Source organism: Ideonella sp. WA131b (assembly GCA_023657425.1).
In the GTDB taxonomy this organism is placed as follows: Bacteria; Pseudomonadota; Gammaproteobacteria; order Burkholderiales; family Burkholderiaceae_C; genus Rubrivivax.
On record JAGTJW010000001.1, the window covers coordinates 1,344,680 to 1,362,321 of the forward strand.

Genomic DNA, 17,642 nt, shown 5'->3' on the forward strand with positions numbered 1-17,642 from the left:
GGGGTCTTGCCGTGACTAAGCCACAGTTCATTCTGAGCGCCCTCGTCCTCTGCTTCGCCTGGGCCCCGTGCAGCGTGCCGGCGCAGGTGATCGGCAACCCTTCGCTTCAGGTCTCAAGCCCAGCAGCGGCTGCGCCGGAAGGCTGGCAGGCTGATGGCCGGGCTGAGCGCATGGCGCCGGACCCGGCGGTGCTTGTCGAGGGCCGGCCGGCGTGGCGAGTCGACTACCTCGTTACGGCACCGTACGCTGGTCTGGTGCAGCGTCTGGACGCTGCCGCACTGCGTGGTCAGCGCCTGGCGCTGGAAGGCTGGGTCGCCAAGGAGCAAGAGGCGGCCACCGCAGGAATCTGGGTGCGGGCTTTCGATGCGCAGCGGCAGAGCATTGCCTACGCCAACACCTACGAACAAACCTTGCCTGCGGACCGACAGTTGCGCAAGCAAAGACTCGAGTTCGCAGTGCCCGCCGAAGCCGCCTTGGTCCTTGTGGGTGCTTCGATCTACGCCGCCAGTGGCAGCGCTTGGTTCGGGGGCATTGACGCGCGCCTGATGCCCGCAGAGCCCATCGCTCGCGGGGCTCAAGCCGAAAAGCCGCCGCCAATGACGAGGTCGGCACCCGTCATGAACGCCGCTTCCGGGGTAGCCAGGTAGACCCGCAGGCTGGCGATCTCGTCCACCTGCGCGTGGCGCGGGATGGCCATCAGCCCAAGCAGCGCGGCGGCGAAGTCGCCCGAAGCGGGGTTCATCTCGGTATCCACCGGGCCGAGCGACGCGGGCGAAGTGTTTCCTGTCCAGAAGCGAGCTTCAAGCTGGCTGAGATCCGTTGAGCGTTGACCGCGCAGCCGAAGGGTGCATCTGGCGCCCGCTAGGAGCGTGGGCGGCAGAAATCCAGCCCCGCGTTGGGCCGACTTCGGGGCCCAGGCCAGTCGCCGCGCGCAGCCCGGGCTGTACGCCCGGGCCAGCGTGGCAACGCCGCATGGGCCCCGAAATCGGCCCAACCCGAAGGGCCGGGGCGGCCACGCTCATCACACCGAGAGCAGACGCGAAGAGCTGCCCGCGTGCGAACGCATGGGCTGCGCCCGAGCCCGAGCCTCAGCCCGACAATCCAAACAGCGCCCCGTCTTCGTCGGCGCTTTGTGCCACACCACCATCAGGACAAGAACCATGAGCTCAGACATGTACATCCAATCGGTTCCAGTCTTCAAGCAAATGCTGAATGCAATGAAGGCCGTGCTGGCAAAGGCTGAAGCACATGCCGTGGCCCACGCCGTCGAGCCCGATGCGTACCTGCAAGCGCGGCTGTTCCCCGACATGTTTCCCTTGCTCAAGCAGGTGCAGATTGCGGCCGACTTTGCGCGCGGCGTTTCTGCTCGTCTTGCAGGGGTTGCGGTCCCTGCCGGTGAAGGGCAAGAGAAGAGCTTTGCCGATCTGACCGCCATGCTGGATGAGAGCCTGGTGTTCCTGGACAGCTTGCAGGCCGCACAGTTCGACGGCAGCGACAAGCGCGAGATCGTCCTGCGCCCTGGCACGCCGAAGGAGAGGAGGTTCAGCGGCCAAGCCTATCTGGCCCACTACGGATTGCCGCAGTTCTTCTTTCACGTCACCACGGTCTACGCCATCCTGCGGCACAACGGCATTCAGATCGGCAAGAAGGACTACATGGGCGCGTACTAGGTAGGCAGCTTGCACAGTGTCGCGACCGGCCACTTCGGGGCGACGAGTGATGAATCCGCGGCTGAGGCAGGTGTTCGGACGACGGTTGTCCGAGATGCAGCGGTCGGCCGCCGTCGCGCCCGTTGGGGGTGTCGCGCGGCGACCCGAACCCGCCTACTGGAGCTGCTGCGGCGCCTCACGCAAGGCACACGGGAGAGCCTGCGCCCTGGCGAATCGTTCGAGGGTAAATGCTGTCACCCACCGGCGCGCCAGCGTCGAATGATCGGCGTCCGGACTCCACCCCAACGGCCGGTGGGGCCGTCAGCAGGAGACACCTGGATGACCGACCTTGCGTCCCACCCTAGCCAGGCCGCCAGCGCCTGGTTTATCGACTTCGAGCAGGCGCTGCGTGCGCACAACCTCGAAGCGGCGATGGCCCTGTTCGACGCCGACTGCTACTGGCGCGATCTGGTCAGCTTCACCTGGAACATCAGCACACAGGAAGGGCCGGCGGCCATCAGAGCAATGCTCCAGGCAAGGCTGGCAGATGTGCAGCCGCACCACTTCCAGATCGAAGGTCAGGCGACGGAAGCCGATGGCGTGATCGACGCCTGGTTCACCTTCGAGACCGCTGTGGCCCGCGGCCGCGGCCACGCGCGTCTGAAGAATGGCAAGTGCTGGACGCTGCTGACCACGATGACTGAGCTGAAGGGCTACGAAGAGAAAAAGGGCGCGCAACGCATCAAGGGCGCAGAACACGGTGTGCACCCGGGCCGCAAGACCTGGCTCGAAGAACGCCAGCACGAGCAGGCGACGCTGGGCTTCGAGACCCAGCCCTATGTGTTGATCGTCGGCGGCGGCCAGGGCGGCATCGCGCTGGGTGCGCGGCTGCGCCGGTTGGGCGTACCGGCCCTCATCGTCGAGAAGAACGAGAAGCCCGGGGACAGCTGGCGCAAGCGCTACAAGAGCCTGTGCCTGCACGACCCGGTCTGGTACGACCACCTGCCCTATCTGCCCTTCCCGGATGACTGGCCCGTGTTCGCGCCCAAGGACAAGATCGGCGACTGGCTCGAGATGTACACCAAGGTCATGGAGCTGAACTACTGGGGCAGCACCACGGCCAAGAAGGCGCGCTTCGACGAGGCCAGCCAGACCTGGGAAGTGGTGGTCGAGCGCGGTGGCAAGGACATCACGCTGCGGCCCACGCAGCTGGTGTTCGCACTCGGTGTGTCGGGCTACCCGAATGTGCCGCAGATCGCCGGCGCCGAGACCTTTCAGGGCGAGCAGCACCACAGCAGCAAGCACCCTGGGCCCGAGGCCTACAAGGGAAAGAAGGCCGTGGTGCTGGGCAGCAACAACAGCTCGCACGACATCTGCGCCGCGCTGTGGGAACACGGCGCCGACGTGACCATGATCCAGCGCAGCAGCACCCACATCGCGCCCTCCGATTCGCTGATGGAGCTGGCGCTGGGCGGCCTCTATTCCGAGCAGGCGGTGAAGAACGGCGTGCACACCGACATGGCCGACCTGATCTTCGCCAGCATTCCCTACAAGATCATGGCGCCGATGCAGGTGCCGGTCTACGACGAGATGAAGAAGCGCGACGCCGACCTGTATGCGCGGCTCGAAAAGGCAGGCTTCATGCTGGACTTCGGCGTCGACGGCTCCGGCCTGTTCATGAAGTACCTGCGCCGCGGCTCGGGCTACTACATCGACGTCGGGGCTTCAGAGCTGGTAGCCAATGGCAGCATCAAGCTGAAGAGCCGCGTCAACATCGACCGCATCAACCCGAACAGCGTGACGCTCTCGGACGGGACCGAGCTGCCGGCCGACCTGATCGTCTACGCCACCGGCTACGGCAGCATGAACGGCTGGCTGGCCGAGCTGATCTCGCCCGAGGTGGCCGACCAGGTCGGCAAGGTCTGGGGCTTGGGCAGTGACACGCCCAAGGACCCCGGTCCGTGGGAGGGCGAACTGCGGAACATGTGGAAACCCACGCAGGTTCCGCAGCTGTGGTTCCACGGCGGCAATCTGCACCAGAGCCGGCACTACTCGCAGTTCCTGGCTTTCCAGCTGAAGGCGCGGATGGAAGGGCTGGATACGCCGGTCTACAGGCTGGCGCCGGTGCACCACAAGCGCTGAAAGGCGTAGGCGGTGGCGCGTGATCCGCGCCTCCGCCGAGCTCAGAGCTGCACGCCCTTGGTCAGCGCGCCATCGACCACGAGATTGGTGCCGGTGATGAAGCTCGCCGCCGGGCTGGCCAGGAAGACCGCGGCATTGGCCATCTCCTGCGGGGTGCCCATGCGGCCTGTCGGGTTCAGGCCCAGCGCCATCTTGAACAGATCGGGGTTGCCGTGCTCGATCTGCTCCCACACGCCGCCCTTGAAATAGGTGTTGCCCGGCGACACCGTGTTGGCGCGGATCTTCTTGCCCGCCAGGTGATAGGCCAGGCCCTGCGTGTAGTGGACGATGGCGGCCTTGAAGGCGCCGTAGGGGCCGGAGGCAAAGTCGATCTCGCGGCCCGAGACGCTGCTGATCGTGACGATGGAAGCGGCGCTGCTTTGCTCGAGGTAAGGCATGGCGGCATTGACGAGCCGCACCGTGCCCATCATGTCGACCTCGAAGGTCTTCTGCCAGTTGGCTTCGTCGTTCGGTATCGCCAGTGCGCTGACGTTGGCCACGACGATGTCCAGCCCGCCGAAGGCGGCCGCTGCGCCATTGACGAAAGCGGCCAGACCGCCCGCGTCGCCAACATCGGCGACCGCCCCGTGCACCTTGATGCCGGGATAAGCGGCGGCGAAGTCCTTGCTCGTCTGCTGGACTTCATCGGCGTTGCGCGCGCAGAAAGCGATGTGCGCGCCTTCTGCCGCCAGCGTCTGCGCGATCGCGCGGCCGATGCCCTTGGTGCCCCCAGTGACGACGGCCTTCAGGCCCTTGAGTCCGAGATCCATGCGACGTGCTCCTTGCGGTTGAGATCAGGCGTTCAGGGGGTCAGGTACTTCTTCTCGATGCCTGCGCCCACCGTGTACTTCGGGTCAACAAAATTCCCCAGTCGCACCAGGCCGCACTGGCTGAGCATCATGTAGGCGTCCCAGCGGTCGTAGCCGAACTCGGCTTCCATCCACAACACCAGTTCCTTGTAGGCGATGCGCGCCGCGTCTTCCAGCGGCCGTGCGCTTCCGATGGCCATGATGCGGGTCTCGTTCTCCAGCCGCGGCCACTCGAGGTTCCAGCCCTTGATCAGGTCGACCTGGATGGTCGTCGTGCTGGCGTATTCGACGGCGGTGCCGCAGACCTCGCCATCGCCCTGGCAGGCGTGTGCGTCGCCGATGAACAGTCGCGCACCGGCCGTGCGCACCGGCAGGTAGGTGATGCTGCCAGGGCCCATGTCGGGCAGGTCCATATTGCCGCCGTGCGAGTCGGGCGTCAGTGTGTTGATGCTGTCGATCTCGGGACTGCAGCTCAGCGTGCCGATGTGCGGTCGATAGGGCAGCGTGACGCGCTTGCTCCAGTAGACGCCGTCTTCATCGAGGTCGATCTTGCGCACGATCTCGGGCAACGAGTCGTGCAGCATCGCCGTCAGTGACGTGGCGCTGAGCGCGCCGAACTGGGGAATCATCGCGCAGGTGCCGCGCGGGTTGGGGCCGCGCGGCGCCATGCTCTCGATGTAGACGGCCACCACGTCGCCCTTCTCGGCGCCCTCGATGAGGATGGGCCCGCTCTGGGGGTTCACGAAGGGCATGCTCAGCACTTTGGACGGCAGGTCTTGCTCGGTCTTGACCTTGCCTTCAAAGGCGTCGCGGGTTTCGACGATCACGCGGTCGCCGGGCCTCACCTGCATCACCGGCGTGGAGTAGGGGCCGATGGTGTAGTGGTAGGTGCCCTGCCTGGCTTCGGTCAGCGCGTGCGTGTCGGGCGTTCGGCCCTGCGCGACGCCGCGTGTGCGCATGATCGAGGTGCTCAGCCAACTCATGTTTTCGCTCCTTTTGCACCGCCGGGCACCGGCACAACAAGCCGGATGGCCCGGTCAGTGTAGCGAGCCCGATGATCACCAACGATGTCACCCCCGGCAAGGGGATGGAGGCGCGCGATCAATGGGTTGTCACGCGATGAGCCAAGAGCAGGAGACGGATGCCCCGTGCCCGTCGATGACTCCTCTTCGGCTGCCAGTCTCAGCAATGACGGCGCCCAACGACAGTGGCGGCGAGTCAGTTCACGCAGCGCGCTGCGCTTCTCTGCGCTTCAAGATGATGCCGCATCCCCGCCCGCCGAGCGCAGGGGGTCGCTGCGAACGGCCGCCAAGTGTCGGCAGCGCCAGCTCGCCGGACGAGGTCTGGGAACCGGCTTGACGGGCAGTCCATCAGGTAATACATTGGGTATTACGCTGGATCATCCCGCCGCAATCATGACCGTCACCATCAAGCTTGATCCCTCGCTCGAGGAGCAGCTGCGCCAGCGCGCTCAGGCCAGCGGCCGAAGCACGAGCGAGGTCGTGCGCGCCGCGCTGAAGCTGTACCTGGCGCAGGACGAGGCTGTCGGCGCGCCACGCTCGGCGTACGACCTCGGGGCCGACCTCTTTGGCCGCCACGCCGGGCCCGCCGACCTCGCCACGCGGCGGCGGCTGGGATTCGCAGCCGGGGTCGCCGAGCGCCACGCGCGCCGGGGCTGATGCGCCGTGCCTGCTCGCAAGCTGCCCACGGCTGAGCCATCGCCGCGCTACCTGGCCCACCGCGGCCCGGTGCTGGTGGACAGCGGGCCATTGATCGCGCTGTTCAACGGGGCCGACCGCTGGCACGCCCGGGTGCGGGACTGGCTGCGCGACAACCCGGGCGCCGAGCTGTGGTCCACCTGGCCGGTGGCCACCGAGGTCTGCGCGCTGTTGGCGCGTCGCATCGCCAACGACTGCGCGCTGGACTTCCTGCGCTGGGTGCAGCGCGGCGCCCTGGTGCTCCAGCCCGCGGCGGAGGGCTCCGTGACGGAGGTGCTGCGCATCAGCGAGCACTTTGCCTACCTGCCCTTCGACCTGGCCGACGCCTCCATCGCCGAGGCCGCGGCGCGGCTGAAGCTCCGCCACGTGCTCAGTCTGGACGCCGACTTCGATGTCTACCGCGACCGCGGCGGCCGGCCGCTGCTCAACCTGCTGCGCTGAACCTGCGCCCAGGTGCAGAAGCGCCTGCGGATAATCGCCGTGTGGCTGCCGCTGCTCCGCCGCCGCCGGGCCCGCCGCCTGGCCGCCTGGCCCTCTACCTCGACCTCGTCCGCTGGGACCGCCCCGCTGGCTGGCTGCTGCTGCTGTGGCCCACGCTCGGCGCGCTGTGGATCGCCGCCGACGGCTGGCCGGGCTGGCACCTCCTGGGCGTGTTCGTGGCCGGCACGGTGCTCATGCGCAGCGCCGGGTGTTGCGTCAATGACGTGGCCGACCGCGAGTTCGACCGTCACGTCAAGCGCACCGCCCAGCGCCCTGTCACGCGCGGCGCAGTGTCGCCGCGCGAGGCGCTGGCGGTGGGTGCGGTGTTGGCGTTGGTGGCCTTTGGCCTCGTGCTCACCACCAGCGCGCCGGCCATCCTGCTCAGTGTCGCGGCGCTGGCGGTGACGCTGCTGTATCCCTACGCCAAGCGCGTGCTGGCCATGCCGCAGGCGGTGCTGGGCGTGGCGTTCAGCTTCGGCATTCCGATGGCCTTTGCGGCGGCGCAGGGTGGGCGCGAGTGGGGCCTGCAGGCCATTGCCGACGCCGTGCCCTGGCAGGCCTGGGCGCTGCTGGTGAGCAACCTGTTCTGGGTGCTGGCCTACGACACCGAGTACGCCATGGTCGACCGCGACGACGACCTCGCGATAGGCATGAAGACCAGCGCCATCACGCTGGGCCGGTTCGACGTGGCGGCGGTCATGGCCTTCTATGCCGTGTACCTGCTGGCCTGGGGGTGGTTCGGCCGTGCCCTGGGGCTGGGTGGCTGGTTCCTGGCCGGTCTCGCGGTGGCGGCGATTCAAGCCGCGTGGCACTGCACGCTCATCCGCGACCGCAGCCGCGAGGGCTGCTTCCGCGCCTTCCGCGCCAACCACTGGTTGGGCTTCGCCGTGTTTGCGGGCACGGTGGTGGACCTGGCGCTGCGCTGAGCCGCCGCCCTCTTCATCCGCGACCAAGCTCCTCGGCGCGCGCCCGCGCCGCGTGCAGCGCTTTCACGAACCGGGTCTTCACGCCGTCGGCGTCGAGCGAGGTGATGGCGGCGTGCGTGGTGCCGCCCTTGCTCGTGACCTGTTCGCGCAACGCCGCAGGCGACAGATCGGAGCGCATGGCCAGCGCCGCCGCACCGGCAAAGGTGGCCTGCCCGAGTGCGCGGCCCTGCTCCGGGCTCAGGCCCATCTCAACGGCGGCCTGCATCATGGCTTCCAGAAAGTAGAAGACATAGGCCGGCCCCGAGCCGGACAGCGCCGTCACGGCATCCAGGTCGGCCTCATGCGCCACCCACAGCACGCCGCCGGTGGGCGCGAGCAGGGCCTCGGCGCCATCGCGCCCGGCCGCGCTGACCGCCGGCTCGGCGTACAGGCCCGCGATGCCCTGGCCAATGAGGGCGGGTGTGTTGGGCATGCTGCGCACGATGCGCAGGCTGCCGGTGGCCGCGGCGATCGTGGCGCAGCGTACGCCGGCCATCACGCTGAGCTGCAGCGCGCCGGCCACGTGGGCTGCGCAGGGCGCGGCGGCCTGGGCAAAGAACTGCGGCTTCACCGCCCAGACGACGGTGTCACAGCCGGCGAGCCGGGTGTCGGCAGCGGCCTGGGCGCGCACGCCGTGCGCGTGCAACAGCCGCTCGCGCGCCGCCTCGTCGGGCTCGACGACGACCAGCGCCGCCTGGTCGTGCCCGCTGCGCACCAGGCCACCGATCAGGGCCGCGGCCATGTGGCCGCCACCGATGAAGCCGATCCGCTGCGCCGCCACTGTGTCCATGGCGCGGCAGTGTAGGGCGGCACCGTGGCCGCCGACAGCGGCTAAGCCTGGCGGCCGGGCACCTGGAAGGCGGCCCTCGTGGCGGCGAGCTCGCGGGCCGACTTCGACGGTTCGAAGACCCGACCGCCCACGCTCCTAGGAGCGTGGGCGGCAGAAATCCAGCCCCGCGCCGGGGCGGCCAAAGCCACTGGCGTAGGCGCGTCGCGCAGCGCGGGCTTGACGCCCGCGCCAGCGGCGCAACACCCGCCAGCGGCTTTGGCCGCCCCGGCCCCTCGGGTTGGGCCGATTTCGGGGCCCATGCGGCGTTGCCACGCTGGCCCGGGCGCACAGCCCGGGCTGCGCGCGGCGCCTGGCCTGGGCCCCGAAGTCGGCCCAACGCGGGGCTGGATTTCTGCCGCCCACGCTCCTAGCCATGCCGCGCCGCGCGGCCTGCACCCGCCGCCGCCATGCGCAGCCCCATGCAAAGCCGGCATGAGGCGCCGTGACAAATCCAGCGGCACCGCGCCTACAGTGCGTGCCACGCCACCGCCGCCGCCCCGCCGTCCACGAGAGGCGGCAGCGGCCGCCGCGGGGGCCCCACCACCGGAGACACCCTTCATGGCCGCCTCGCGCACGCCCCTCTCGCCGACCCCGTTGTCCTTCGTCAGTCCCGGGCCCGACAGCCCCTGGGGCACCTACATCAGCCAGGTCGACCGCGTCATCCCCTACCTTGGCCACCTGGCCCGGTGGGCCGAGACGCTCAAGCGCCCGAAGCGCGCGTTGATCGTGGACATTCCGATCGAGCTCGACAACGGCGATGTCGCTCACTTCGAGGGTTTCCGCGTCCAGCACAACCTGAGCCGCGGCCCGGGCAAGGGCGGCGTGCGCTACCACCCCGACGTCACGCTCGAGGAGGTGATGGCGCTGGCGGCGTGGATGAGCATCAAGAACGCGGCCGTCAATCTGCCCTATGGCGGCGCCAAGGGCGGCATCCGCGTCGACCCGAAGCAGCTCAGCAACAAGGAGCTGGAGCGCATGACGCGGCGCTACACCAGCGAAATCGGCATGATCATCGGGCCGCAGCAGGACATTCCGGCGCCCGACGTGAACACCAACCCGCAGATCATGGCGTGGATGATGGACACCTACTGCATGAACACCGGCAGCAACGCCACCGGCGTCGTCACGGGCAAGCCGGTGCACCTGGGTGGCAGCCTGGGCCGCGTCAAGGCCACCGGCCGCGGCGTGTTCGTCACCGGCCGCGAGGCGGCGCGCCGCCTGAACCTCGATCTGAACAGCGCCCGCGTGGCGGTGCAGGGCTTCGGCAACGTCGGCTCGTCGGCGGCGGAGCTGTTCGCGCAGGCCGGCAGCAAGATCGTCGCCGCGCAAGACCACACCGGCACCATCGTCAACGACCGCGGCTTCGACATGGCCGACCTGATGGCGCACGTCAAGGCCACCGGCGGCGTCGGCGGCTTCAAGGGTGGCGAGTCGTGTGATGCCGAGGCCTTCTGGGACGTGAACTGCGACATCCTGATCCCGGCCGCACTTGAGGGGCAGATCACGGCCGAGCGGGCGCGGCGCATCACCGCGAAGCTGGTGCTTGAGGGCGCCAACGGCCCGACGGTGCCCAGCGCCGACGACATCCTGGCCGACCGCGGCGTGCTCGTCGTGCCCGACGTCATCTGCAACGCCGGTGGCGTGACGGTGAGCTACTTCGAGTGGGTGCAGGACTTCAGCTCGTTCTTCTGGACCGAAGACGAGATCAACGTGCGCCTGGACAAGATCATGATCGGCGCGCTGAAGAAGATCTGGGACACCGCCGACCGCCACCAGATCACGCTGCGCACCGCCACCTTCGCGGTGGCCTGCGAGCGCATCCTCACGGCGCGCGAGGAGCGCGGTCTGTATCCCTGATCCAGGGTGAGTGCTGGGTGGGCTGCCTGCCATGGTCCCGGGGCAGCTTCCGGCCCGTAGCGGCCAAGGGGCGCTGCGGGCCTTGAGCCCGAAACCGCGGCCTGACCCGGCCGCGGCCGGTGCGGGTCCGGATTGGCCACAATCGGCCCATGAACACGCCGCACAACCCGTTCGCCGCCCACGACCCCTACGCCACCGGCGCCGCCCCGACCTCTTTCGGCGCGCCCGTGCCGGCGGCGGCGCAGGCCCCCTTGGTTTACGACGTCACCGAGGCCGACTTCCAGGCCCGCGTGCTGGAGCGCTCGCTTGAGGTGCCCGTGCTGCTGGACTGCTGGGCGCCCTGGTGCGGCCCCTGCCGCAGCCTGGGCCCCCTGCTGGAGCGCCTGGCCGAGGCCTACGGCGGCGCCTTCGAGCTGGCCAAGATCAACACCGACGAGGCCCCCAACCTCAGCGCGGCGCTGCGCGTCCGCAGCATTCCGCTGGTGGTGCTGTTCGTGGGGGGGCGGCCGGTCGACCAGTTCACCGGCGCACTGCCCGAGGGCCAGATCCGGGCTTTCCTCGACAAGCACCTGCAGCCGCCGGCCGATCCCGTGCAGGCCCTGCTCGACGAAGCCGCAGCGGCCCCGGCCGAGGATGCCGAGGCCATGCTCACCGAAGCGCTGCAGATGGTGCCCGGCCACCCCGACGTGACGGCGGCGCTGGCCGATCGGCTGCTCGCGCGCAACGCCGAGATCGCCGAAGTGACCGCGCTGCTCGACGCCGTGCCCGAGGCTGAGCGCGGTGAGCGCGACGACGCGCTGCGCAAGCGCCTGGCGCTGCTGGCCAACCGCCCCGCCGGCGATCCCCAGGCCCTGGCCGCGCGTGTGGCCACCAACCCGCGCGACTTCGAGGCCCGCTTTGCCCTGGGGGCCTGGCAGGTGTTCGAGGGCGACTGGAAGGCTGCCTTCGACAACCTGCTCGAGGTGGTGTTGCGCGACAAGGCCGAGGGCCGGCCCGACCGCGAACGGGCGCGCCAGCAGCTCATCGAGTGGTTCGGTGCCTGCCCCGACGCCGAGGCCGTGAGCCACGGCCGGCGCTATCTGGGCATGTACCTCAATTGACGCGCACGCCCCCGCGCGTCACGCCGGCCCCGCCAGCAGCTCGGCGTTGCCGCCGGCAGCAGCGGTGTTGATGCTCAGCGTCTGCTCGGCGCAAAAGCGAACCAGGTAGTGCGGCCCGCCGGCCTTCGGGCCGGTGCCGCTCAAGCCTTCGCCGCCAAAGGGCTGCACGCCCACGACGGCGCCGATCATGTTGCGATTGACGTAGACGTTGCCCACGCGGGCCTGCGCTGCGATGCGCTCGGCGCGGGTGTCGATCCGCGTCTGCACGCCCAAAGTGAGGCCGTAGCCCAGCGCGTTGATCTGCACCACGACCTCGTCGATCGTCGTCGCCGCCTGGCCCGGGCCCCAGCGCACCACGTGCAGCACGGGGCCGAAGATCTCGGCCTCCAGGTCCGCGATGCGGCCGATCTCGAAGGCCACCGGCGCCAGCAGGTTCGGCACCGCGGCCGCGGGCATCGGCGCGCGACCCAAGAGGCGCGCCTCGCGCTCCAGCCGCTGCACGGCCGCGCCGATGGCGGTGTGCGCTTCTTCGTCGATCAGCGGGCCCACGTCGGTGGCGAGCATGGCGGGGTCGCCCACCACCAGCTCGGCCATCGCGCCCTTGAGCATCTCGATCACGCCGTCCGCGGCTGCCGAGTGCAGCACCAGCAGGCGCAGCGCACTGCAGCGCTGGCCGGCGCTGCGGAAGGCGCTCTGCACGACGGCGTCCACCACCTGCTCGGGCAGCGCGGTGCTGTCCACCACCATGGCGTTCAGGCCGCCGGTCTCGGCGATCAACGGCACGATGGCGCCATCCTTTGCGGCCAGCGTGCGGTTGATCAGCCGCGCCACTGCCGTGCTGCCGGTGAAGCACACGCCCGCGGTGTGCGGGTGCGCCACCAGCGCGGCGCCCACGGTCTCGCCCGGGCCGTGCAGCAGGGCCAGCGCGTCGGCCGGCACGCCCGCGCGGTGCAGCAGCTCCACGAAGCGCGCCGCCACCACCGGCGTCTGCTCGGCCGGCTTGGCGGCCACGGCATTGCCGGCCACCAGCGCGGCCACCACCTGGCCGGCGAAGATGGCCAGCGGAAAGTTCCACGGGCTGATGCAGACGAAGACACCGCGGCCCTTCAGGCGCAGCACGTTGCGCTCGCCGGTGGGGCCGGGCAGTTCCTGCTCCGCCAGGCGCGACTCGGCCTGGTCGGCGTAGTAGCGGCAGAAGTCCACGGCCTCGCGCACCTCGGCCACGCAGTCGCCGAGCGTCTTGTGCGCCTCCTTGACGAGCAGGCCGCAGAACTCGGGCAGGCGCGCGTCCAGCGCGTCGGCAGCGGCACGCAGGAGGGCGGCGCGCTCGGTCAGCGCCCGGGCGCGCCAGGCCTCGAAGCCGTGCGCCAGGCGCTGCATGGCGGTGTCGACGTCGGCCGGCGTGTCCATCGGCGGCGGCGCGATGCGCGTCAGCGCCACTGCGGCCTCCAGCGGCGCGCGCTGGGCGACGCAGGCGAGATCCGCACCCGTGCTGTTGGCGCGGCCCGCGCCGTACAGCGCCACCGGCAAGGGCAGCGCCGATGCGGCCTGCGTGGCGACGGCGGCTTCCACTGGCGAGGCCAGCAGCTCCTCGGCGGCCACGGCCTCGTCGGCCAGCTGGTGCACGAAGCTGCTGTTGGCGCCGTTCTCCAGCAGCCGGCGCACGAGGTAGGCCAGCAGGTCGTGGTGCTCGCCCACCGGCGCATACACCCGGCAGGCCACAGGCCCGCCGGCCAGCACCTCGCGGTAGATGCCCTCGCCCATGCCGTGCAGCCGCTGCATCTCGAAGGCGGCACCCCGCTCGGCGGCCATCTGCACGATGGCCGCGATGGTGCCGGCGTTGTGGGTGGCGAACTGCGGGTAGATCACGGCATGGTGCGCGATCAGCCGCGCCGCGCAGGCCAGGTAGCTCAGGTCGGTGTGGTGCTTGTGCGTGAACACCGGGTAGCCGGGCAGGCCGGCCTCCTGCGCGCGCTTGATCTCGCCGTCCCAGTAGGCGCCCTTTACCAGCCGCACCATGAAGCGCAGGCCGTGCCTCTGGGCGATGCGCGCCACCTCGTCCACCACCTCCAGCGCGCGCGTCTGGTAAGACTGCACCGCCAGGCCGAAGCCCTGCCACTGCGGGTGGGTGGCGGCGATGTGCGCAGCCAGCTGCTCGAACAAGGCCAGCGAGAGTTCGAGCCGGTCGCTTTCTTCGGCGTCGATGGTCAGGTTCAGGTTGGCCGCCGCGGCCTCGTCGACGAGCATGCGCACGCGCGGCAGCAGCACGGCGGACACGCGCTCGCGCTGCGCGTCTTCATAACGGCTGAAAAGGGCGGAGAGCTTGATGCTGATGCCATCGGCGGCCATCGGCGAGGCGGCCACGCGGCCACCAGCGATGCTGCGCAGTGCGTGGCGGTAGCTGGCGAGGTAGCGCTCGGCGTCCGGCTCGGTGCGGGCGCCTTCGCCGAGCATGTCGTAGCTGAACGTCAGGCGCGGCTGGGCCTTGCGTTGCGCCGCCGCCTCGTCCATGGCTTCGCCGATGGTGCGGCCGAGCACGAACTGCCGGCCCAGCAGCTGGATCGCGCGCACGGTGGCCGCCAACACGGTGCGCGAGCCCAGTCGCCGCAGCACCCCGGGTGGGTTCTCGTTGTCCGGGAGGAACTTCTTCGACAGCGCGATGGCGCTGGCCGAGATCTGCGCCAGCATCCTGTGCGGACCCTCGGCCGGGCCGCCCCCGCCTTCGAACTCGGCACGGCCCAGCTGGTCGGCTGTCAGCGCGATGGCCGTCTCGGCGTCGGGCACGCGCAGCAGCGCCTCGGCCAGCCGCATCAGTGCCAGGCCCTCGTTGCTGGAGATGGGGTATTCGCGCAGCAGGCTCTCGAGGGCCCAGAACGGCGCCGGCTTCTCGCGAACCGCCTGCACCCAGGGCCTGGCCTGCGCCACCACGGCAGGCCAGGCCAGCCGGCCGTTCAGCTGCTGCAGCAGGGCGGCCACCGCCTCGGGCTCGGGCCGGTAAGGGAAGGGCAGGCGTGGGGCGGGGTCGAGGTGGGTGCGCATGGAGGGGGTGGCCGGCGGGTGTGGACGATGCGCAGCTTAGGCCGCCAGAACCTGCACGCGATTCGGTTTTGCGCCCGCCTGCCGGAGAATCCTGCGCCATGGACACCCGACCCTCCCCCGGCATCGACAGCGACGCCGCCGGCCGCGACCGCGGCCTTGACAAGATCGACCGCCGCATCCTTCGTGTGCTGCAGGCCGACGGCCGCATCAGCAATCTCAAGCTCGCCGACGAGGTGCACCTGTCACCCACCGCGGTGCTGGAGCGCGTGAAGCGCCTCACCCGCGACGGCTACATCCTCGGTTACGAGGCGCGGCTGAACCCCGTCAAGCTGGGGCAGGGGTTGCTGGTGTTCGTGGAGATCCTGCTCGACCGCACCGTGCACGACGTGATGGACAGCTTCAAGGCCGCCGTCCAGGTGCGCCCCGAGATCCTGGAGGCCCACCTCGTGGCCGGCGGCTTCGATTACCTGCTGAAGACGCGTGTGGCCGACATGGCCGCCTACCGCGAGTTCATCGGCAGCGTCATCTGGACGCTGCCCGGCGTGCGCGAGACCCGCACCTATGCGGTGATGGAAGAGGTGAAGAGCACCTCGCTGCTGCAAGTCTGAACGCGGGCCGCGCCGGACTCAGCCCTTGGGCGCCGGCCGCAGGCCGTTCCAGCAGGTGCGCTGCACGAGCTCGACGATCTTCGCGTCGGCGTACGCGCCGCCGGCCTTGAGGTAGGCGGGCACGGGGTCGCAGGCGCGGGCGTAGATGGTGTAGAGCACCAGCTCGGGGGGCAGTGTGGGGTCGATGTCGCCATCGGCCTGGGCCTGCAGGATCCACGCGCCCATGCGATCGGAAACCTGCACCAGCAGCTCAAGGTAGGTCTTGTGCGCCACCAGTTCGGCGCGCAGCGAGCTGTTCTGCGAGGGCACGGTGGGCATCTCGCCGCCGAGCTGCATCTCCAGCGCCCAGCGCGACAGGGCCATCAGGCGATCGATCGCGCTCGCGCCCTCGCGCGCGGCCTGCTGGTCGATCATCGCCAGTGTGCGCTCAAGCAGCCGCACCATGGCCGCGGCGGCCAGGGCTTCCTTCGACGGGAAGTGCTTGTACAGGCTGGCCTTGGCGATACCGACATCGGCGGCGACCTCGTCCACCGTCATGAGGTCGAACCCCTTGTCGGCCAGCAGCCGGTTGACGGCAGCGATGATGGCGTCCTCGCGGACGCGCAAGACTTGTTCCTTGAAAGACAGACGGCTCATGGCGCGATTCTAAGATTCGCAGGTCGAAAAGCGACCTCGCGGTCACCAAAAGACCGCGGCGTCTGCCCGGTGGCGCTCAGGCCGCGCGTCGCCGCCGTGCCCAGCGAGCGCGCCAGCCCTGACCTGCTGGCGGCGCCGTCCGGGTGACAGGCTCCGCGCACGGGAGGCTGAGTTCCAGCCCGAAGGTGGTGCCGAAGTCGGCCGGGTCCAGCGTGGCGGCAGCCTTCGGGCGAGCACGCCAGGCCGTGAACCAGCGGGTGAAGGAGCGTTCGGCCTTGTTCATCGGGCACCTTGGCGGGGTGGGTGTTGGGTGTGTGACCGAAGTGTCGATCTCCTTGCCCTGGCGTGAGCAACCGAACAAGGCTGGCGATGTGGCCCAGTTCACGGGCTCCTGGCCTTCGTGCGCGGGGCGGGTCCTAGAATCGCGTGCCTTCTGGGTCCCCGGGATGCGGCGATGGCGGGTTTCGTGGCGATCGACTTCGGCACCTCGAACTCCGCGGCGGCCCTGCCCGCACACGGCGGCGGCGTCGAGCTGGTGCCCCTCGAGGGCGCCGAGCGCACCATGCCGACCGCGGTCTTCTACCGCGCCGACACGCCGCCGCAGCAGCTGGAGCCCGAACGCCTGGTGGGCCGCGCCGCCATCGCCGCCTACGTCGAGGGCGTCGATGGCCGGCTCATGCGGTCCATGAAGAGCCTGCTCGGCTCCAGCCTGCTCGACCAGCGCACCGAGGTCGGCGGCGGCCGGGCGGTGCGTTACCACGAGGTCGTCACCGGTTATCTGCGCGAACTGAAGACGCGGGCCGAGGCACGCGCTGGCGTGCCCCTGCGGCGCGCGGTGCTCGGGCGGCCGGTGTTCTTCGTCGACGACGACCCGGCGCGCGACGCGCAGGCGCAGGCTGCGCTGGCGCAGGCGGCGCGGGCAGTGGGCTTTGCCGAGTTGGAGTTCCAGTACGAGCCGATCGCCGCCGCGCTGGACCACGAGTCCACGGTCGGAAGCGAGCGCCTGGTGCTGGTGGCCGACATCGGCGGCGGCACCTCCGATTTCACGCTCGTCCGTGTCGGCCCGGAGCGCCGCGGCCGGCCCGATCGGCGCGACGACATCCTGGCCAGCCACGGCGTGCACAGGGCCGGCACCGACTTCGACCGGCAAGTCGAGCTGGCCGCGATCCTGCCGCTGCTGGGCCACCGCTCGCGCCGCGCGCCGCGTGCCGGTGATGCGCCCGGCGTGCCCACCGCCGAGCTGCCCAGCGGCCTGTACTTCGACCTCGCCACCTGGCACTTGATCAACACCGTCTACGCCCCGGCCCGGCTGGCCGAACTGCGCGGCATGAAAGCCTGGTACGCCGAGCCCCGCCACCACGCGCGGATGATGACGGTGCTGGAAGAGCGACTGGGCCACGCCCTGGCCGCCGCGGCGGAGGCGGCCAAGATCGAGGTCGCCCAACGCGGCCTGGCGCCGGTGGACCTGGGCCTCGTCGAGCCCGGGCTGGCCACGCTGCTGCGCGAGGCCGACGCCGCCGCGGCACTGGAGCCTGATCTCGGCGCCATCGTGGCCGCCGCGCGCGAGACGGTGCGCCTGGCCGGTGTGGCACCGGGCGCCGTGCAGGATCTCTACTTCACCGGCGGCTCCACCGGGCTGGCGCCGCTGGTGGACCGCATCGCGGCCGAATTCCCGGCCGCCACGCGCGTGCGCGGCGACCGCTACGCCAGTGTTGCCCAGGGCCTGGGCCTGCACGCACGCGCCGTGTTCGGCACGGCCTGATCAGACGCG

Annotated in this window: 16 protein-coding genes; 10 read left to right on the forward strand and 6 right to left on the reverse strand. The window is 70.2% G+C overall.

Annotation, left to right across the window (positions count from 1 at the left end):
* The first annotated feature begins 11 nt into the window (after positions 1 to 11).
* Complete coding sequence (locus KA711_06200; GenBank protein MCM0608577.1) at positions 12 to 647, forward strand: hypothetical protein; 636 nt, start codon at positions 12 to 14, stop codon at positions 645 to 647.
* Here the strand turns inward: KA711_06200 and KA711_06205 are convergent.
* Positions 575 to 742 (reverse strand): hypothetical protein, encoded by a 168-nt coding sequence (locus KA711_06205; GenBank protein ID MCM0608578.1) that lies wholly within the window; start codon positions 740 to 742, stop codon positions 575 to 577. The genes KA711_06200 and KA711_06205 overlap by 73 nt on opposite strands.
* A 418-nt stretch (positions 743 to 1,160) precedes the next feature.
* Here KA711_06205 and KA711_06210 point away from each other — a divergent pair, with 418 nt between their 5' ends.
* Positions 1,161 to 1,670, forward strand: a complete 510-nt coding sequence (locus KA711_06210) for a DUF1993 domain-containing protein (protein ID MCM0608579.1) — start codon at positions 1,161 to 1,163, stop codon at positions 1,668 to 1,670.
* A 318-nt stretch (positions 1,671 to 1,988) separates the two neighbouring features.
* Positions 1,989 to 3,791 (forward strand): NAD(P)/FAD-dependent oxidoreductase, encoded by a 1,803-nt coding sequence (locus tag KA711_06215; protein MCM0608580.1) that lies wholly within the window; start codon positions 1,989 to 1,991, stop codon positions 3,789 to 3,791.
* A 41-nt stretch (positions 3,792 to 3,832) separates the two neighbouring features.
* On the opposite strand, the gene KA711_06220 is transcribed toward KA711_06215, so the two are convergent.
* Together KA711_06220 and KA711_06225 are read right to left on the reverse strand one after the other, a co-directional pair.
* Entirely contained in the window at positions 3,833 to 4,600 is a 768-nt protein-coding gene (locus KA711_06220) for an SDR family oxidoreductase (protein ID MCM0608581.1), read from the reverse strand.
* Between the two features lie 32 nt (positions 4,601 to 4,632).
* A complete protein-coding gene (locus KA711_06225) occupies positions 4,633 to 5,622 on the reverse strand; it encodes an acetamidase/formamidase family protein (protein MCM0608582.1) in 990 nt (329 codons plus the stop codon).
* A 432-nt stretch (positions 5,623 to 6,054) separates the two neighbouring features.
* Here KA711_06225 and KA711_06230 point away from each other — a divergent pair, with 432 nt between their 5' ends.
* Genes KA711_06230 through ubiA form a run of 3 tightly spaced genes read left to right on the forward strand, consistent with a single transcriptional unit; the run spans position 6,055 to position 7,763 of the window.
* A complete protein-coding gene (locus KA711_06230) occupies positions 6,055 to 6,318 on the forward strand; it encodes a CopG family transcriptional regulator (protein ID MCM0608583.1) in 264 nt (87 codons plus the stop codon).
* Between the two features lie 6 nt (positions 6,319 to 6,324).
* On the forward strand, positions 6,325 to 6,798 hold the full coding sequence (locus KA711_06235) for a PIN domain-containing protein (protein ID MCM0608584.1): 474 nt from the start codon (positions 6,325 to 6,327) through the stop codon (positions 6,796 to 6,798).
* A 41-nt stretch (positions 6,799 to 6,839) separates the two neighbouring features.
* Positions 6,840 to 7,763 (forward strand): 4-hydroxybenzoate octaprenyltransferase, encoded by a 924-nt coding sequence (ubiA, locus tag KA711_06240; protein MCM0608585.1) that lies wholly within the window; start codon positions 6,840 to 6,842, stop codon positions 7,761 to 7,763.
* A gap of 13 nt (positions 7,764 to 7,776) precedes the next feature.
* On the opposite strand, the gene KA711_06245 is transcribed toward ubiA, so the two are convergent.
* Complete coding sequence (locus KA711_06245; GenBank protein ID MCM0608586.1) at positions 7,777 to 8,592, reverse strand: pyrroline-5-carboxylate reductase; 816 nt, start codon at positions 8,590 to 8,592, stop codon at positions 7,777 to 7,779.
* Between the two features lie 597 nt (positions 8,593 to 9,189).
* Between KA711_06245 and KA711_06250 the strand changes: the two genes are divergently transcribed.
* Together KA711_06250 and KA711_06255 are read left to right on the forward strand one after the other, a co-directional pair.
* The gene (locus KA711_06250; GenBank protein ID MCM0608587.1) at positions 9,190 to 10,488 is read left to right on the forward strand and encodes a Glu/Leu/Phe/Val dehydrogenase; all 1,299 of its coding nucleotides are present in this window, start codon (positions 9,190 to 9,192) and stop codon (positions 10,486 to 10,488) included.
* Between the two features lie 149 nt (positions 10,489 to 10,637).
* Positions 10,638 to 11,588, forward strand: a complete 951-nt coding sequence (locus KA711_06255; protein MCM0608588.1) for a tetratricopeptide repeat protein — start codon at positions 10,638 to 10,640, stop codon at positions 11,586 to 11,588.
* 18 nt (positions 11,589 to 11,606) lie between these two features.
* Here KA711_06255 and KA711_06260 read toward each other — a convergent pair whose 3' ends face one another.
* A complete protein-coding gene (locus KA711_06260) occupies positions 11,607 to 14,627 on the reverse strand; it encodes an L-glutamate gamma-semialdehyde dehydrogenase (protein MCM0608589.1) in 3,021 nt (1,006 codons plus the stop codon).
* Between the two features lie 98 nt (positions 14,628 to 14,725).
* Here KA711_06260 and KA711_06265 point away from each other — a divergent pair, with 98 nt between their 5' ends.
* Positions 14,726 to 15,235 (forward strand): Lrp/AsnC ligand binding domain-containing protein, encoded by a 510-nt coding sequence (locus KA711_06265; protein MCM0608590.1) that lies wholly within the window; start codon positions 14,726 to 14,728, stop codon positions 15,233 to 15,235.
* Between the two features lie 18 nt (positions 15,236 to 15,253).
* Here KA711_06265 and KA711_06270 read toward each other — a convergent pair whose 3' ends face one another.
* A complete protein-coding gene (locus KA711_06270; GenBank protein ID MCM0608591.1) occupies positions 15,254 to 15,871 on the reverse strand; it encodes a TetR/AcrR family transcriptional regulator in 618 nt (205 codons plus the stop codon).
* Positions 15,872 to 16,325: 454 nt separating this feature from the next.
* On the opposite strand from KA711_06270, the gene KA711_06275 reads away from it, so the two are divergent.
* Entirely contained in the window at positions 16,326 to 17,633 is a 1,308-nt protein-coding gene (locus KA711_06275) for an Hsp70 family protein (GenBank protein ID MCM0608592.1), read from the forward strand.
* The last annotated feature ends 9 nt before the right edge of the window (positions 17,634 to 17,642 follow it).

Excerpts from the sequence above, each read along its gene's own strand:
- KA711_06265 (MCM0608590.1), top strand. The coding sequence starts at position 14,726 with ATGGACACCCGACCCTCCCCCGGCATCGACAGCGACGCCGCCGGCCGC.
- KA711_06225 (MCM0608582.1), bottom strand. The coding sequence starts at position 5,622 with ATGAGTTGGCTGAGCACCTCGATCATGCGCACACGCGGCGTCGCGCAG.
- KA711_06205 (MCM0608578.1), bottom strand. The coding sequence starts at position 742 with ATGAACCCCGCTTCGGGCGACTTCGCCGCCGCGCTGCTTGGGCTGATG.
- KA711_06230 (MCM0608583.1), top strand. The coding sequence starts at position 6,055 with ATGACCGTCACCATCAAGCTTGATCCCTCGCTCGAGGAGCAGCTGCGC.
- KA711_06210 (MCM0608579.1), top strand. The coding sequence starts at position 1,161 with ATGAGCTCAGACATGTACATCCAATCGGTTCCAGTCTTCAAGCAAATG.
- KA711_06260 (MCM0608589.1), bottom strand. The coding sequence starts at position 14,627 with ATGCGCACCCACCTCGACCCCGCCCCACGCCTGCCCTTCCCTTACCGG.
- KA711_06275 (MCM0608592.1), top strand. The coding sequence starts at position 16,326 with ATGGCGGGTTTCGTGGCGATCGACTTCGGCACCTCGAACTCCGCGGCG.
- KA711_06250 (MCM0608587.1), top strand. The coding sequence starts at position 9,190 with ATGGCCGCCTCGCGCACGCCCCTCTCGCCGACCCCGTTGTCCTTCGTC.
- KA711_06245 (MCM0608586.1), bottom strand. The coding sequence starts at position 8,592 with ATGGACACAGTGGCGGCGCAGCGGATCGGCTTCATCGGTGGCGGCCAC.
- KA711_06255 (MCM0608588.1), top strand. The coding sequence starts at position 10,638 with ATGAACACGCCGCACAACCCGTTCGCCGCCCACGACCCCTACGCCACC.
- KA711_06215 (MCM0608580.1), top strand. The coding sequence starts at position 1,989 with ATGACCGACCTTGCGTCCCACCCTAGCCAGGCCGCCAGCGCCTGGTTT.
- KA711_06220 (MCM0608581.1), bottom strand. The coding sequence starts at position 4,600 with ATGGATCTCGGACTCAAGGGCCTGAAGGCCGTCGTCACTGGGGGCACC.
- KA711_06270 (MCM0608591.1), bottom strand. The coding sequence starts at position 15,871 with ATGAGCCGTCTGTCTTTCAAGGAACAAGTCTTGCGCGTCCGCGAGGAC.